The 15649-nt window shown below is 45.0% G+C and carries 15 protein-coding genes and 1 pseudogene; 11 read left to right on the top strand and 5 right to left on the bottom strand.

The genetic code is table 11. The features are described 5' to 3' along the window. Positions 1-173 precede the first annotated feature (173 nt). The 3 genes from IM456_RS21670 to IM456_RS21660 all read left to right on the top strand — a co-directional run bounded on the left by IM456_RS21670 (position 174) and on the right by IM456_RS21660 (position 1361). Positions 174-389 (top strand): hypothetical protein, encoded by a 216-nt coding sequence (locus IM456_RS21670; protein ID WP_002790182.1) that lies wholly within the window; start codon positions 174-176, stop codon positions 387-389. A 3-nt stretch (positions 390-392) separates the two neighbouring features. Beyond that, positions 393-740 carry a type II toxin-antitoxin system PemK/MazF family toxin gene (locus IM456_RS21665; RefSeq protein WP_286825256.1) on the top strand — a complete coding sequence of 116 codons (348 nt, stop codon included), beginning with the start codon at positions 393-395 and terminating at the stop codon, positions 738-740. A 198-nt stretch (positions 741-938) separates the two neighbouring features. After that, positions 939-1361 carry a SufE family protein gene (locus IM456_RS21660; protein ID WP_046663438.1) on the top strand — a complete coding sequence of 141 codons (423 nt, stop codon included), beginning with the start codon at positions 939-941 and terminating at the stop codon, positions 1359-1361. Between the two features lie 4 nt (positions 1362-1365). On the opposite strand, the gene IM456_RS21655 is transcribed toward IM456_RS21660, so the two are convergent. Continuing rightward, a complete protein-coding gene (locus tag IM456_RS21655; RefSeq protein ID WP_002737956.1) occupies positions 1366-1917 on the bottom strand; it encodes a ferric uptake regulation protein in 552 nt (183 codons plus the stop codon). A gap of 105 nt (positions 1918-2022) precedes the next feature. On the opposite strand from IM456_RS21655, the gene IM456_RS21650 reads away from it, so the two are divergent. Further along, a complete protein-coding gene (locus IM456_RS21650) occupies positions 2023-3288 on the top strand; it encodes a DnaJ domain-containing protein (protein ID WP_149985402.1) in 1266 nt (421 codons plus the stop codon). On the opposite strand, the gene IM456_RS21645 is transcribed toward IM456_RS21650, so the two are convergent. Then, entirely contained in the window at positions 3241-3855 is a 615-nt protein-coding gene (locus tag IM456_RS21645; RefSeq protein WP_149985401.1) for a molybdenum cofactor guanylyltransferase, read from the bottom strand. The genes IM456_RS21650 and IM456_RS21645 overlap by 48 nt on opposite strands. Positions 3856-3882: 27 nt before the next feature. Here IM456_RS21645 and IM456_RS21640 point away from each other — a divergent pair, with 27 nt between their 5' ends. The 6 genes from IM456_RS21640 to IM456_RS21615 all read left to right on the top strand — a co-directional run bounded on the left by IM456_RS21640 (position 3883) and on the right by IM456_RS21615 (position 10865). Continuing rightward, positions 3883-4200 (top strand): hypothetical protein, encoded by a 318-nt coding sequence (locus IM456_RS21640; RefSeq protein ID WP_149985400.1) that lies wholly within the window; start codon positions 3883-3885, stop codon positions 4198-4200. Positions 4201-4333: 133 nt separating this feature from the next. Then, entirely contained in the window at positions 4334-5473 is a 1140-nt protein-coding gene (locus IM456_RS21635; RefSeq protein ID WP_149985399.1) for a DegT/DnrJ/EryC1/StrS family aminotransferase, read from the top strand. Positions 5474-5510: 37 nt separating this feature from the next. After that, positions 5511-6416: a cyanoexosortase B gene (crtB, locus tag IM456_RS21630; protein WP_149985398.1), complete on the top strand. Its 906-nt coding sequence runs from the start codon at positions 5511-5513 to the stop codon at positions 6414-6416. Further along, on the top strand, positions 6409-7155 hold the full coding sequence (locus IM456_RS21625) for a cyanoexosortase B system-associated protein (RefSeq protein ID WP_149985397.1): 747 nt from the start codon (positions 6409-6411) through the stop codon (positions 7153-7155). Before crtB ends, IM456_RS21625 begins: the two co-directional genes overlap by 8 nt. Before the next feature lie 155 nt (positions 7156-7310). Further along, positions 7311-8525, top strand: a complete 1215-nt coding sequence (locus IM456_RS21620) for a polysaccharide biosynthesis/export family protein (protein ID WP_287693133.1) — start codon at positions 7311-7313, stop codon at positions 8523-8525. Positions 8526-8642: 117 nt separating this feature from the next. Beyond that, positions 8643-10865 carry a GumC family protein gene (locus IM456_RS21615; RefSeq protein ID WP_287693132.1) on the top strand — a complete coding sequence of 741 codons (2223 nt, stop codon included), beginning with the start codon at positions 8643-8645 and terminating at the stop codon, positions 10863-10865. Positions 10866-10871: 6 nt separating this feature from the next. Here IM456_RS21615 and IM456_RS21610 read toward each other — a convergent pair whose 3' ends face one another. Further along, the gene (locus IM456_RS21610) at positions 10872-12320 is read right to left on the bottom strand and encodes a family 10 glycosylhydrolase (protein ID WP_287693131.1); all 1449 of its coding nucleotides are present in this window, start codon (positions 12318-12320) and stop codon (positions 10872-10874) included. A gap of 587 nt (positions 12321-12907) precedes the next feature. Between IM456_RS21610 and IM456_RS21605 the strand changes: the two genes are divergently transcribed. Further along, positions 12908-13654: a cobalt-precorrin-6A reductase gene (locus IM456_RS21605; RefSeq protein WP_287693130.1), complete on the top strand. Its 747-nt coding sequence runs from the start codon at positions 12908-12910 to the stop codon at positions 13652-13654. Between the two features lie 478 nt (positions 13655-14132). On the opposite strand, the gene IM456_RS21600 is transcribed toward IM456_RS21605, so the two are convergent. Continuing rightward, the gene (locus IM456_RS21600; protein ID WP_149978492.1) at positions 14133-15320 is read right to left on the bottom strand and encodes a TRC40/GET3/ArsA family transport-energizing ATPase; all 1188 of its coding nucleotides are present in this window, start codon (positions 15318-15320) and stop codon (positions 14133-14135) included. Between the two features lie 138 nt (positions 15321-15458). Further along, a pseudogene (locus tag IM456_RS21595) lies at positions 15459-15649 on the bottom strand (RNA-guided endonuclease TnpB family protein); the annotation flags it as partial.

The following is a 15649-nucleotide window of genomic DNA, read 5'->3' as shown; positions in this document are numbered from 1 at the left end:
GAAATGGGGCGAAAGTCTGTGGACTCTGTGTAAGACAGTACATGGTTTTTTAACTGTGGTATGCGACGGTGGTGGAAGCAGAAACTTAAATCGTGAGGTTTAGGAATCGCCGCACTTTTAGGGCGGCGAGGATGTCAACAAGTAAGAGAAGCTTGATTTATGTTGGTACAGAAATGATGAATCAAAAAATTACTGCTATTTTCAATGGAGAAGCTTTTTATCCTACTGAAACCTTTAATCTTAAGCCGAATACTAAAGTAAAATTGACAATAGAAACTCAATTAATTGATGAAGAGCAATTGCAAATAATGGCAGATGATCAGGATATTTTAGGAGAAATCGCTACCATTAATCAGGAGTTTATGGTCTCTGAAATGGACGGTTTGTAGAAAATGACTATCGCAAGAGGTGAAATTTATTTCGTTAATCTTAACCCGATTCAAGGAAAAGAGCAAGCAGGAACTAGACCAGTTTTAGTATTATCTATTGATGTGATCAATCAGTTACCCTTAGTGGTGATGGTAGTGGTGGGGACGAAAGGAGAAAATATTCGCCAAGATTATCCGACTAATGTTCGCGTTTCGACTGATGAAAGTGGGCTTCCTTTAGAAACAGTCTTTCTTGGTTTTCAAATTCGTTCAATTGATAAAAATCGCTTCCCCTCGGCACCAGTTGGGAAACTATCCGAAGAAAAAATGCAAGAAATTGAAACGGCAGTCCGATATTGCCTAGTATTGTAAGGAGATTTTATATTTTTGGTACGGCGTTTATCCATAGCTCCTGCAAGCGTGGTATTTCATTGATGCCAATTCTAGCAGATAGCCTCGAGGCGCTCTGACCAAGGTAGTCCTGGTGCCGATAACCAAAGTGCTCAACTTCCGCAAGAATGCTAATATAAAAAAGCTATTGGCTAATTTTTTCCTATTTTAACTCGCAATATGCTCCCGTCTAATCTCGATCGCATCGTCGAACGCCTCAAACGTCGTACCGATCCTAAGCAAAAATACGAACAATTACTAGCTTTTGCTAAAAAACTAGAACCAATACCAGAATCTGCCAAAATACCCGCCAATAAAGTCCATGGCTGTGTATCCCAAGTTTATATCACTGCCGACCTCGAAAATGGCCAAGTTTGGTACAAAGGGGATTCCGACGCGCAATTAGTCAAGGGTTTAGTTGCTTTGTTAATCGAGGGTTTAAATGGACTGACTCCCACAGAAATCCTGCAAGTCACCCCGGATTTTATCGAAGAAACCGGTTTAAAAGTCAGCCTTACTCCTTCCCGCGCCAACGGCTTTTATAATATTTTCCAATTAATGCAGAAAAAAGCTCTCGGTTTTCAGTTGGGAATGTCCGCTTAGATACCTAGTTTTCTGGTTCCGGTTCCTTTGATTCGGGAATCTCGCAGTTTTGGAAACGAGTATCCACCAGCGAACGCGTGCAACCCCAATTACTCGGTATTCCCGACGGCCAACCCATCCGCAAAGCTTCCGGACAGATGGCCATCACCGTTAACTGACAGTCAATTAACTGAAAACCCTCTTTCTCACACTGTTTGAGACTGTGTTTGAGAATGGAATCATTGTTAAATTCGATGGTTTTATTACACTGAATACAGACCAAATGATGATGGTGGTGGGGATAGGGTTGATTGAGTTCGTAGTGTTTATGACCCTCGGCCAATTCCAACTCCCGCAAAATTCCCATCCGCGACATTAGTTTAACACTGCGGTAAATCGTCGATAAACTAATTCCCTCCCCCCGTTTGTCCAGTAATTCCTGCAATTCTTCGGCACTGAGATGATTGCCTTTCGGTAAATTCTGGAAAACGTGCAGAATTTTCTCTCGCTGGGGAGTTAAGCGCCACCCCCGCGCGTTGAGTTCCGCTTTCAGGGAGGAAGCAGTGTAGGCAGACATAAGCGATCAACTCTCAATAAAAGCTATTTAATTGACAATGATAGTCGTTTCGGCGAGCCATTGGCAACAATTTTCAGTAGTTGAAAATTCCCCCCGCATTCGAGTATGAAAAATTACTATGAAATCCTCCAAATTCCCCGTAATGCCAGTAATAATCAGATAAAAGCCGCTTTTCGTCGTCTGGCCCGGCAATATCACCCCGATTATAATCCCAATGATCCAGAGGCAGTGACAAAATTTCGGGAAATTGAACAAGCTTATCGGGTTTTGAGCGATAAAGAGAAAAGAAAAGAGTATGACCGCAGTTTATCCCCAGAAATACCCACTTTTAACCGCAGTGCCGAGGATTTTTATCAACAGGGATGGCGCTACGCTCAGGAGAAAAATTATCAACTAGCGATCGCATTTTACCAGCAAGCGATCGCAATTAATCCGCAATTTTGGCAGGCCTATCTGCAACGGGCGGAAGTTTACTACTATAATCAGCAGGATCGGCAAGTTTTAAGCGATTGTCGGCAAGTTTTGCAGTTAAAACCCGATTGTTCCCCAGCTTACTATTACCTCGGTTTATCCCGTCAACGACTCGGTTACACCCAATCCTCCCTAGAAGCTTATAAAAAAGCAATCGCCATTGACCCAGATAACCCCCAATTCTATTATCAAAGAGGATTGGCTCTAGAGGAACTCTCGGAACTGCCGGCAGCACGAAAAGATTTCCAAATAGCGGCCAAGAAATTCAAGCAACAGGGAAATTTTCGCCGCTATCATGCCATTGCAAATAAGTTAAGAGACTCTCAGAAAAGTTATCGACAACGGCAATCGCTCAAGTGGTCAAAAACTCTTTTTATTGTTGTTAATTTGCTGAAAATCTCTTGCTCATCTTTGCTCAAACCCAAGACAGGTCTGGCAGAGGCTTTTTTAAAGCTCAACCGTAATCAGGCTTTAGCTACAGGGGTATTGTCGGCAATAATCAGCAGTTTTTTCATCGCTTTGACTTGGCAAAACTGGACAGTTAAATCCGAGTTTTTGCTGTTATTAGGTTGGGCAGTATTTCCTTTTATTATTCTGACTTTATCTAGTTGTTTGGGCAGAAAATTAAGTAATAAATATGGTAGTATCGTCGGTGATATATTTTTAGGTGGCTTAATAATTTTGCCCTTTTCCCTCGTCATTTGGCTCACTTCCTATTTATCCATAAATGGCGATATTATCGGCGCAATTATCGGTGTAACTGGCGGTTATCTAACCGGAATTCTCTACTATGGTTATCGCCATTTATCCAATATTTCTTCGCCGATCTCTTTACTTTTAGTCCCTTTTGTGCTAGGGTTTCTTACTGTCAACATCTGGGGAGTTTATTATTATCTCTAGATCTTCGGGGGTATTACAGTTAAATAAAATCTCGGAATTATCGATGATTAATTCCTCCACCACGGAGACATTTAACCATTTTTGAAAAGAAGTTCCCCCTTGCTGAATATAAGTCTGCACAGATTCTAAACAACGACGATGATAAAAAGCACAGAGAGGCTCCCAACGAGAGCCGCACCGGGGAACCAAAGCCATGGCATTTTCTGGTACAGTGGCTAATAATCTTGACCATTCTTGAATAATTGGGGGCGTTAGTAAAGGTAAATCGCAAGCGAGCAATAAAACCCAATCGGTTGATACAAAAGTTAATCCCAAGGCAAAGGCCAATAAAGGCCCCCTAGTGGGGAGAGGTTCCTTGATTATCCGGCAGTATTGGGGAATGATAAGTTCATAACGTTCTGGCCAAGGCGTGATCACAGACACTTGTACTGCACAATCTTGGGCAATTAAACAGATATTCTCCAGAAAAGAGACACCCTGCAAAGATAACAAAGCTTTATCTTCTCCCATCCTGGAACTTTGGCCACCGGCCAGAATTAACGTCGTTAAAGCGGGAAAATCACTCATAATAACCAGTTCTATCGGACAAATACCATGATTAATCACGATCCTTTCGGTGATCGCAAATTAGAGCGCCTGCAATTAATGTTATATCTAATCCCCTTTCTAGGAGTGATTCCCTCCGCTTGGACATGGTATCGAGGAGAAGGAAAGGGAAAAGAAAGGCAAATTAGTCGCTTATCCTTGAATTTAACGCTAGGATGGCTACTTTTTTACACTTTCCTCTGGACTGGCGCTACTTTCAGCGACCAAACCTTGAGTTTTCGCTTTTTATACTGGAACGGTTTATTAACTTCTGCTTATATTCTCCTCTGCCTAGGAATTATCTTCAAAGTTTGGCGGCAAAAATAAATAGCTAGGCAGTCAACTTGATTCTTTTGGCCAAGTCAAGGCCAAATCCCCTGAATAGGAATCTAGCCAACTTGCTCAAATCTATGCTAGTCTCTTGATACTTAATATTAATATCTTCATAAATAAGCACTAGATGAATTCCCATTTAATCAAAGTTCCCTTTGTCGATTTAACTTGGCAAAATCAGTCCCTACAAGCAAAAATTACCGAGGCAATCCAAACAGTTATCGACCGGGGAGATTTTGTTTTAGGCCAAGCTTTAGCCGAATTTGAAACCGCCTTCGCCCAAGCTTGCGGAGTCGAGTATGCTGTGGGAGTAGCTTCTGGCACGGCTGCTCTTGCCCTTGCTTTACAAGCTTACGGCATCGGTGCCGGGGATGAAGTGCTAGTCCCCGCTAATACCTTTGTCGCTACCCTCATGGGTGTTATTCAAGCGGGAGCTAAACCGATTTTAGTTGATTGTCACCTCGATACGGCCTTAATTGACCTCGCGGCGGCCGCCCAAAGAATTACCCCCAACACCCGCGCCATTCTCCCCGTACACCTGTACGGACAAATGGTATCACCCCAACAATTACAGGATTTTGCCCGCAGCTATAATCTGATTATCTTTGAAGATGCGGCCCAAGCCCATTTAGCCAGTAGAGAAGGTTATCGCGCCGGCAGTGTCGGTGTGGCGGCGGGGTTTAGTTTTTATCCCAGTAAAAATTTGGGTGCTTTTGGCAATGGCGGAATGTTAGTGAGCAATGATCCCGAAATTAGCCAAAAAGCCCGCAGTTTAAGAAATTATGGCGCACCGAGCAAGTATTTCCACACCGATATCGGCACTAATAGCCGTTTAGATAGCATACAAGCCGCCATTTTAAACATTAAATTACCCCATCTGGAAAGCTGGAATCGCTCCCGTCATCGAGCGGCAAGACAATACGACCGGCTTTTGGCTCCTTTAGCCGATAAAGGCATTTTACCCGTACGAGACGAAACCGAGACTGGTCATGTCTATCATCTCTACGTTATTCGCATCCTCGCCCATTGTCCCGTTGAGCGCCAACAACTACAAGAACAATTAACTGCCGTCGGTATTCAAACCGGCATTCATTATCCGATTCCTTGTCATCTGCAACCGGCCTATCGCTACCTCGGTTATCAACAGGGAGACTTTCCTAAGGCAGAGATTCTCTGTGAAGAAATTGTCTCTCTCCCCATGTACCCCGGTATCAGCGAGGAGCAGATTGAAATCGTGGTTGAACAGATCACTGCGATCATCGGGTAACATAAATTCAGAATTTGTCACTAAATCGCTCCGTCCTATGGGTATTAGTCCTTCCCTATCCCCCGTCTCCCACAAAAATCGGCAATCTTGGCTGATGATCGGTTTCTTGGCGGTTATCTATGGTCCGGTGATCTTTCACTGGTACGATGGTTGGCTGAATAAATCGATCGGCATCGAACACGAATACTTTAGCCACGGCTTGATTGGCCTTCCCTACGCCGCCTATATTGTCTGGCAGAATCGCAAAAAATGGCAACGCCTCGAAGATCGCTCCCACCCCCTAGGAGCGTTTTTGTTAACCCTAGGAGCGATTTTGTATCTCCTCGGTTCCTCCCTTTGGGTTAGTATGTCTTTTCCGATTATTTTAGCGGGAATCTGTCTCTGGTTAAAAGGAACAGAAGGTTTTAAATTGCAAGGATTTCCCCTACTTTTAACAGCCTTAGCGACTCCTAATCCTATCCCCTACCTGATTGCTCCCTATACCCTACCCCTACAGGTTTTTATTGCCGCTTGCGCTGGTTTTATTCTCCAGCAAGCAGGCTTAGATGTCTCCGTTGACGGTATCTATGTAGCGGTAGAAGGTCGGATGGTGGAAGTCGCTCCCTACTGTGCGGGGCTGAAAATGTTATTCACCAGTCTTTACGTCACCCTCCTGCTGCTCCATTGGACTGATACCATCGAAAACGGTCGTAAAACCCGCTTTATGCTCCTCAGTGCCTTTGGAATTAGTGTCGGGGCTAATATTGTTCGTAACGCGCTTTTAGCTTGGTTTCACGGCACAGGACAAGAGGAAAACTTTAAATTACTCCACGATAGCTGGGGGGGTGATTTATACTCCGTCTTTATGTTATTACTAATCCTTTTGGTCTTCCAAATCATGCAGTATCGCGAGGCGGTCAAGAAACAGTACCCAGATCAAGAGGAAGGTAACCAGGATGATTAGTCAAAAAATTCCAGCCGAGGTAACTTTAGTGTTAGACAAACTCAAAAAAAAGCTCCCGGGTAATTATTTACTGCTGTTGTGCCTGCTGCTGCTGTTGATTTTAGGCGGTATCTTGCCCAATTTAATTTCTGGCCAGTGGTCTTGGGTGGAGCAACCGAGAATCGGTAATATTCAGAAAATGCAGGCCATACAAGAATCGGGAATCGAGTTGTCTGACCTGAAAACGATCGACCAGAGCCAAGGTGAAATCGGTGAGGGAAAATGGTCGGTACAAGTGCTGGAAAGTCCTGAGGGCAAGAGGATCACGCTGCTTTTAAAGCCACAGGTTTATTATAAAAATCAACCGGGATTAGAATGGTCCGATATCACTTCGATTAGTCGTTGGAATCAGGGGGAAACAACCGAGCTATCAATTCCCACCCGCTCGGGAGGAAAGGCGACGGCTCGATTCTATCGGGCCTGGACACAAAACACCTTTGCCGTGGTGCAGTGGTATGCTTGGCTAGGTGGTGGTCATTACGATCCCTCTGTTTGGTATTGGCTTGACCAATGGGCGCAATTAAAAAGACAGAGAGTACCCTGGATAGCCGTTTCCTTGCTGATTCCCTTAGACCCGACCAAAGAACTGCAAACTCTCACTCCCTTTGCTCTCAATCTCGCCGGGGAAGTGCAAAGTTACTTAGAACAAAATGTCTTAAGTCAATTAACTTCTGTCCCTCAGTCCACAAAAGAAAAGTAATTTGGCCGCTGCCAACCATATTTTTAAAGAAACTAGCTCAAGGCACTTTTCTAGCCCTTAATAGCTTCTTTGTTCCTCTCCCAGTAGATAACATCCCAGAAAATAAATTGTCATCGTCAGAACCCAAAAATTGACAGATCTGTATGATTCCACCAATGCTCGACAAGTTTTTGCCAGTTAGTTTATTCAGAACCGGGGCTATAGCCTTATCGGGGTTGAGTCTGACAGGGTTCTTATGGGTAATTCACTCCGAAGGACTCAAAGCCCAGGGTCCTTTGTCCATACCCCAGACTCAACCCGGAGCCGGGTTGGAATTTTTGCCCCCCCAACCCCCTAATCCCACCTTTCCCGAAAACACGATTCCCCCTACCGGCTACAGTCCACCGGTTTACTCTCCCAATAATCGCCAATTCCGACAAATTCAGGCCTATAGACTCGATATCGGCGATCAAATCAGCGTCTCGGTTCCCGATTTTCCCGAATTTAATTCCACGGGGCCGGTGGATCCCGATGGTAATTTTCTGGTGCCGATTTTAGGGCGTATTCCTGTGCTGGGCTTGACTTTAGACGAAGTACAAACTAAAATCCGCCTCGAATTGGGGCGAAAATACTTGCGGGAGGAACCGGAAGTGATTGCGGTTTTAACCACTGCCCGTCCCGTCCAGTTAACCATTCTGGGAGAGGTACAGCGACCAGGGTTTTATAGTGTTGCTCCTAATACTCCCCTAGCGCAGGTACTTTTGGCGGCGGGGGGTGGCACTCCCAGAGCCGATCTGCGTTCGATCGTTGTCCGTCGGGTTTTAGTCGATGGTACAGTATTAGAGGAGAAACTTGACCTTTATACTCCCTTAATTAAAGGGGAACGCTTGCCAGATATGCGTCTGCAAGGGGGCGATGCCGTGATTGTTTCCAAGTTAGAAGTGGGCCAAGAAACGGGATATAATCGCACCCTAGTGGCTAGAACCACCCTCACCCAGCAGAATATCACTGTCAGGGTTTTAGCTCCCTTAGTTCCTTCGGGAATTGCCCTGAGAAATGTTTCGATTCCTAATGGCAGTACCTTCCTCGATGTGGTGGCTAGTTTACCGGTTTCCGATCGCCTGCGGATTAATGTCAATCAAGTGTCTCTGCTACGTTTTGATAGTGCCAAAGGGGGAATTGTTAGTCAAACTTTGAGTCCGATAGCGGCAGTTAGGGGAGATATCTCGCAAAATGTTCCCTTAGAAGATCAGGACGTAATTATTGTCACCCGCACCCTATTAGGGGAAATTTTCGCCGCTTTTAATATCATTACCCAGCCCATTCGGGATATTTCCAGTTTTACCAATACAATTCTCAACCTTAGCAATCAATTCAATAACTTCCAATAACTGAGGGGCAACTTGCTCCCTTCACTCCTTAACACAACTTCATAAGCTAGGATTTCAAGGGCGAGAATCACTCTTGACCGCTAAAATGTAAAGAATCTGGGAATACATTAAAAAGCTATGGCTCTACCAATTGTTAAACGATTTCTCATCTCGCTAGATCAGAACAAATTTGTGGGAATATTCGTCTTCCTCGTCTGTTTAGGTGGTTCTGTGATCTTTGCTCTCCTACCCGATCCTGAGAAACCCCCCACCTTTTATCGGGCGGTGGGACAATTGGCCTACCGGGTGCCGCCGCCAGCTTTTACCAGTACAGGAAGCCAACTGCAAGAACAAGGGCGGGCTATTGATCGCGATTTACTGCTATCTCCCCGGGTATTGGTCAATGCCGCCAAAAAATTGCAATTTAATCAAGAACAGATCGTTAAAATTCGCGATCGAGATTTAAAAATCACCTTCCCCGGTGAAGCGGAGGGACAAAAAAATAATACCAATCGGTCTACAGGAACCGACCAACCCCAAGAGATACTTTTAGAGTTAACGGCCGACTCCCAGGCCAAGGCGGAGTTAATTCTCGAAACCTTGATGAAGGAAATGGTGGAATACAGTCGCTGGCTGAATACTTCCCAGTTACGCGCCCGCATAGAAGCTCTCAGTGTCCGGCTTAACGAAGTCCAAAAAGATTTAACCAGAGCCGAAGAAAAGTTTTATCGCTACATTAGCACCCAGGGTTCAGATTTATTGGCGATTCAAGATGGGAGTTTATTCACCGCTATCACCAGTAGTCAACAGCAACAGCGAGAAATTCGCCTAGAACTGCAAGGCATTCAAGGACAGATTAATAGTCTGAGTGAACAACTCGATTTAACCCCCGATCAAGCTTACACCTCCTCGGCCCTTAGTGCCGACCCGATTATTGCCAGTATCCGAGCCCAGATCTTGGACACGGAAGCCCAATTGGAGCGACTACAGAAGGATTTACGTCCCGAACATCCCACCGTAGTTAAATTACGCAAACAACAGGAAGTTAACGAATCTCTCTTACAAAAAAGAGCCGCCGAGGTGATCGGAAAAGATGGCATCCTGACCGATCTTCCCAGCAGTCGCATCCGTCAGCAAAGTAATCTCGATGCCACCCGTCAACAACTAGCGGCTCAATTAGTCACCCTGCAAACCCAGCGCGAGGGTTTAATGAAACAATTAGAATCCTTAGTGACTCAGGAACAGCAATTACGCTCCCAATACGAGAAATTCCCCGATAAACAGCTACAGCAAGCTCGTTTAACCCAAGCCGTCGCCTTTCAACGGGGTATCTACGAGAATATTCTCAATGCTCTGGTGGATGCTCAGGCCGCAGAAGCGGAAACCGTGGGCAGCCTCACCGTCGCCCAACCGCCGGTTGCTCAAGCGATCGAACAGGTGTTTAACCGCAAGAATCGTACCTTGATTCTCTTGGTGGGTGCTGGTTTGGGAACTTTAGCCGGATTGGGTACGATTCTCCTGTTAGCAGTGATCGATGATCGCCTGCACAGTCCCCAAGAATTGCGGGAAGCTTTGGTTAGTCGGGATATCCTAGTCTTAGGACAATTGCCGATTGTGCGGAATTTAGAGGGCGAGGAAATCGAGCCGATTCTCGCCGATGCTAATGCCAATTATCTCCCCTACTACGAACGTTTACGCAGTACCCTGCGACTTGTGGGCGGCGGCGAAACGGTGAAAGTGGTTGTTGTCACCAGCATTACTGGCGGAGAGGGGAAAACCGCCACTGCCTATAATCTGGCGATTGCCGCATCTTTAGCAGGCCGACGGACTCTGTTAGTCGAAGGAGATCTGAGAAGTCTTTCCAAGGCTGAAAAAATCGGGGTCATTCCCGATCCCAATTCTTTCCGAGAACCCCTACTTTACTACGGGGCAAAAAGTAAATCGATCCGGCTAGCCCCAAATATTGAAAACCTTTCCATTTTGCCTAGTCCCGGTCCGCAAAAACAAGCGGCAGCTATCATTGAATCGAGCGAATTACAATTAATTCTCAAAGATTCTCGCGGCCGTTTCGATCTGGTGATTGTGGATACTCCTTCTCTGTCTAGCTGTAATGATGCGCTCCTCTTAGAAGAACTAGCGGACGGGATTATTCTGGTAACGCGCCAGGCGATAACTCGTTCTAGTCTCTTGAGTGAGGCAACTGACCAGTTAATAGAAGCGGAAGTGAAAATTTTAGGGGCGGTGATTAACTACGTCGATATTACACCGACTCTCAACACCCCCGGATCGGAACTGCCGCCTTTGATAGTTCCCCCACTACAGGAACAAACACAGACAGAGGAAGTGAAAGTGGAGGTGTAAATGCGGTTACTTATGACAAAATCTTCTGGCTCGATCGAATTGTGGTTCTTGCCAAGAAAAAGCAAAATGACTGATACTATCTATGGTGGGAAAGGCTATGCGAATCGCTTCCATTTGCACTTCTAAGGAGGGACGATTGTTATAGGGTTGTCCCCATAAACCCGCTAAAGCTGGGATAACAGGATTTTGATTTCCCCTGCTTGCCACTACTCTTTTGATCTGATTAACCACACAGGTACTATCATTACAATTAGCGTAGGACATGGGATGCCATTCTAGGGAAGCGGGAAAACTATCCCAAGCTTGTAAACGGGAATCAAAACCTTGATTACCCACAAGACGATTTCCATCAGGAAAAAACACTGCCCCGGCGGGAATTCCCTGACGTTCCACTAGGGCGGAAAAATAACTAATATAATCAATTACACCCTGGGCAGCATGGGCAACCGCTAGGAACCAAAGTTCTAATTTGAGGCGATCAAAACGACTTTTAACTGATTGTTTCATCTCCTCTTCTAAGGGGATTCTACCCTGCCAAAGAGGGGCGGTTTCTTGGGGATAAAGGCGATCGGCTTCGACGATATCATGGGGGGAAATTTGGCCGCGAGTCAGATAGCGATCGATTAAAAATTTGCCCTTATTATTCAATCCTCGATTAATTAAAGCTTGTCGGGATGCCGGACTAAAAATCCATAAATCTTGGACATTATCAGCCACGGAATCGACTCCTGTTCCTCTGGGATAGCGAATATAATCAAATAAAACTCCATCGGGACGACGTTGTAAAATGGCTTCTAGGAGAATTAAATAATCCTGTCGCGCTTGATTACTGTAGGGATCGACAAAAGTTTGGGATCGATCATCGACAAAAGAGGTGCTATCCTGTCCTTTACCATTGCGTGCTAACACCTCCTTTCGCTCGGGTTTTAAGCTATAAGCATAGCCAAAATTGAGGCTAAATAACCAAGCGTACACCTTTAAACCGCGTTTATGTCCCTGTTCGATCGCCTGTGCTAATAAATCCACATTTCCCGCACTGGGATTTTTAATCACGCTATCCCAAACGGTGGGATTATTGTTAGGAGGTAATAAGACTTGACCATCGGCAAAAACTTCCAGATAAACTGTATTATAACCTTTGGCCACGATGCGATCAAGGATACTTTCTATCGATCCGGGACGGGTATCACAGGAGTAGAGACGCAACCAGATTGCCTGTTCCTGTAACCAGTGTCGGGAACGACAAAAGCGCAATTGTGCAGCATATTTCTGCAATAAAATGTCATATTCTTGGGGGGAAGTTTGACGCAGATTTTCTTGTTGTTTGATTTCCGATTCGGACAGTTGACAATTATCATTGACTGCGAGGCTAGGGTTAATCCCTAGGGAACTACTCCAGAGGATTATAGCGAGGAAACAGGATAGCGATCGCAGATAATTGACTTTTTTTAACATAGTTGTTCACGGCAAAACTAGCAAAGGAGAAATTTTCTTAGTTTGCTATTTTTTTAGAGCAGTTATCTTAATGGTGAGGTATAATGTTTTCGGTTTGGGGATAAGGGAGACAGGAGACGATTCTCAGTCAGATTATACTTCACCTTGATCGAAAATTTGGGTTGAAAACCCCGGCAAAATTTTGCCACCAACCAACCCAATCAACCGCTCAGATGTTTCCCTTCAACTAATTTCTAAGCGCGAGTAGAGAGTTTCTTCAGGCTAGAAGCTAACCGCTCAATCTTCTTCCTTTGCAAGGCAAGATAGGAAGATGGAAAATTAGTTAGGGTTGGCTGAATAATGGTAAAACCCTTTTAAAATAAGGCTTTTGACCTGTTAAAATCCGATGTTCATGCTGCGAAAATCGGATTGGGACCCTCAAAAACCTGGCATTATCCTTATTTTAGTACATAAGTTGGTACAAAAAATAGAGGGCAACAAAGCCTGAAACTCCCGACGACCGGCTACTGACTCGGAGACTCCTGACTCCTAACCCCACCAACAAACTTTTTCAGCAAACCCTAGTTAACCTTTTGGCAATTATCTGGATGACTAAAAATAAAAGAGTGCTGATTTTAGGGGGAACGGGGGAAGCGGCGGCATTAGCGGCTAAAATTGCGGCAATTCCGGGTATAGAGGCCATCGCTTCCTTTGCCGGTCGCACGAGAGAACCGATTACTCTCACAACTCCTTCTCGCCGGGGGGGGTTTGGTGGTGCCGCCGGGTTAGCCAATTATCTGCGCCAAGAAGGCATTGATTGTTTAATTGATGCCACCCATCCCTTTGCCGCGCAAATTTCCTTTAATGCCGCTCAAGCCGCCTTGGATTGTGGTATTCCTCGATTAATGTTGAGTCGTCCAGCTTGGGAAAAAGTATCTGGAGATAATTGGATTGAAGTAGAAAACAATCAAGCGGCGGCGAATATTTTACCTGGGTTAGCGCCGCGGATATTTCTCACTATTGGTCGGCAAGAACTGGCAAGTTATGCACATTTAAACAATATCTGGTTTTTGATGCGGATGATTGACCCGCCAGAAGCAGATGCCATCGTACCGGTTGGAAAATTATTGTTGGAACGGGGGTCTTTTTCCTTACCGTCAGAGCGCTCTCTTCTACAAGAATATAAGATTGGGGCGATCGTGAGTAAAAATAGCGGCGGTGATGCCACCTACGCCAAAATTATCGCCGCTAGAGAGTTGGGAATAACTGTGGTCATGGTACAACGTCCACCCGTACCTGAAGGAGAAAAAGTGGCAGATGTTGAAAGTGTCCTGGCATGGTTAGAAAAAATATGACTCTAATGATTTTTCTGGGAAAATCATCAGCAAACCCTATCTAAATTACTCGTTAAGACTGCATCGGAGCAGGGAGCAGGGAGAGGATTTTTGAGCATTTGTACTAAAATTTTCCCTACGCAGTTTAAATTCAGTACAGCTTAAGTAGCTGGTTATAATTAAATTTAAAATGGATTTTAGGTTCGATCCCCCCTGCCCTCCTTGATAAGGTAGGGTTGATTCATGAATCAACCCTACCCTTGATAAGGGGGGTGTCTGATAATTTTTAACGCCTACCTACTTATCCGTTATCAGATGTTATACCAAATCTGGTTATTAAAGACTGATTATTTATTCCTCCTGTTGCCTTTTGCCTTTTGCCTTTTGCCTGTCCTGATATGTAGCCTATACTCAACGGATTTAGTGTTATTTTTCAGTTCACTGATTACTGTTTACTGTTTACTGATCACTGAAAAGCTTCCCACCCAATCTAGGGAAATTACACTTTCACCACGTTGCTAAAAGAGATTTTCAGGTAATCATCTTCCATTTTTGCTCCGGAAGGTTTCAGGGCTGCTAAAGCTTGGGGTAAGACTAAATTACGACGGTGATTACCGATGCGAATATTTAACTCGTCTCCAGTTTTATTTAGCTGTATTTGTTCCTTGGGTATGCCAGGTAAATATAATTCCAGACTGTAGTTATTTTCCTGTTGAACTACCCGAATGGTGTTTTCCTGGTAATAAACCTTAGTTGGATCTTCCCCGGCAAAAAGAGTTTCTTTCAGTCTTTCCAAAGCGGGTAAACCACACATTTCTTCGGAGTAGAGAGGAACTTCCTTAACCGGTAAAGGATGAAAATTATCGTAAATTTCCTGTTTATAACCCTGTTGATTTTCTTTCCAACGAGCAAAGAAAGGATCGGTTACTTTGTCGGGAATAATCCGATTAGCAATAATCAAATCGGTGGAAACATTATAGAGACTTAGGTAGGCATGGGCGCGTAAAGACTCCTTAATCACCATTTTTTCGGGGTTTGTCACCAAACGTACCGAGGTTTGAGTATTATCGGTCAAAACCTTTTCTAAAGCCTCGATCTGCTCATAAAACTCGTAGGGAGCATCCATAACTTCCTTGTCCGGTAGGGAAAAACCGACGATCGGTCGAAATAAAGGTTCCACCAGTGGTCGCAATGCCACCGACATTCCCTGTAACGGTTTGTAAAATCTTCTCATGTACCAACCGCCCACTTCTGGCAAACTCAGCAATCGTAAAGCTGTCCCCGTGGGTGCGGAATCGATAATCAACACATCATAAGTACCCTCATCGTAGTGGCGCTTCATGCGAACTAAGCCGAAAATCTCATCCATTCCGGGTAAAATCGCTAATTCTTCCGCTTGCACTCCATCTAAACCCCTAGCTTGCAATACCTGAGTAATATAACGTTTTACCGCGCCCCAGTTGCCTTCTAATTCCATTAGTGCGTCTAATTCTGCCCCCCAAAGATGGGGACGTACCAAACGAGGATCGTGACCTAATTCGAGATCGAAACTGTCAGCGAGAGAGTGAGCGGGATCGGTGCTGAGAACTAGGGTTTTATAGCCAAGTTCGGCGCAGCGGAGTCCTGTAGCGGCGGCGACGGAGGTTTTACCCACGCCTCCTTTACCGGTCATGAGAATTACACGCATGGGGGCTGATTTAAGAAAATTTACATTACTTATTCTTATTATGACGGGAAAGTTAACAAATTGAGGACAAGAATCAGCATTCTTGGCTTTGACTCTCCCCCGCTAACCGCTCGCGCGGTGTAGCGGGGGATTCTTGGTTCATAGGCTCTTGACTAGATCAAACAGGTTTAACTGAACGACCCCCGCCAGACCGCCTCCGCAAGCGTTTTCCAACACGGTCAGTCCGACCGCGTTTTTTCCTCGGTTCTCGATTACCTTTGCTGATGCCGTATCTCTTGGTTCGATGTTACCGCAAGAATCACACCGGTGAACTCTTTCCGATAACGCTT

The sequence above is a fragment of the Microcystis sp. M079S1 genome (assembly GCF_020246425.1).
GTDB lineage: Bacteria > Cyanobacteriota > Cyanobacteriia > Cyanobacteriales > Microcystaceae > Microcystis > Microcystis aeruginosa.
The sequence above is the reverse complement of the archived record's forward strand: the minus strand, read 5'-3'. Positions and strand labels throughout refer to the sequence as shown.

Coding starts and splice junctions, on each gene's coding strand:
- IM456_RS21670 (WP_002790182.1), top strand. CDS start 174: ATGATGAATCAAAAAATTACTGCTATTTTCAATGGAGAAGCTTTTTAT.
- IM456_RS21665 (WP_286825256.1), top strand. CDS start 393: ATGACTATCGCAAGAGGTGAAATTTATTTCGTTAATCTTAACCCGATT.
- IM456_RS21660 (WP_046663438.1), top strand. CDS start 939: ATGCTCCCGTCTAATCTCGATCGCATCGTCGAACGCCTCAAACGTCGT.
- IM456_RS21655 (WP_002737956.1), bottom strand. CDS start 1,917: ATGTCTGCCTACACTGCTTCCTCCCTGAAAGCGGAACTCAACGCGCGG.
- IM456_RS21650 (WP_149985402.1), top strand. CDS start 2,023: ATGAAAAATTACTATGAAATCCTCCAAATTCCCCGTAATGCCAGTAAT.
- IM456_RS21645 (WP_149985401.1), bottom strand. CDS start 3,855: ATGAGTGATTTTCCCGCTTTAACGACGTTAATTCTGGCCGGTGGCCAA.
- IM456_RS21640 (WP_149985400.1), top strand. CDS start 3,883: ATGATTAATCACGATCCTTTCGGTGATCGCAAATTAGAGCGCCTGCAA.
- IM456_RS21635 (WP_149985399.1), top strand. CDS start 4,334: ATGAATTCCCATTTAATCAAAGTTCCCTTTGTCGATTTAACTTGGCAA.
- crtB (WP_149985398.1), top strand. CDS start 5,511: ATGGGTATTAGTCCTTCCCTATCCCCCGTCTCCCACAAAAATCGGCAA.
- IM456_RS21625 (WP_149985397.1), top strand. CDS start 6,409: ATGATTAGTCAAAAAATTCCAGCCGAGGTAACTTTAGTGTTAGACAAA.
- IM456_RS21620 (WP_287693133.1), top strand. CDS start 7,311: ATGCTCGACAAGTTTTTGCCAGTTAGTTTATTCAGAACCGGGGCTATA.
- IM456_RS21615 (WP_287693132.1), top strand. CDS start 8,643: ATGGCTCTACCAATTGTTAAACGATTTCTCATCTCGCTAGATCAGAAC.
- IM456_RS21610 (WP_287693131.1), bottom strand. CDS start 12,320: ATGTTAAAAAAAGTCAATTATCTGCGATCGCTATCCTGTTTCCTCGCT.
- IM456_RS21605 (WP_287693130.1), top strand. CDS start 12,908: ATGACTAAAAATAAAAGAGTGCTGATTTTAGGGGGAACGGGGGAAGCG.
- IM456_RS21600 (WP_149978492.1), bottom strand. CDS start 15,320: ATGCGTGTAATTCTCATGACCGGTAAAGGAGGCGTGGGTAAAACCTCC.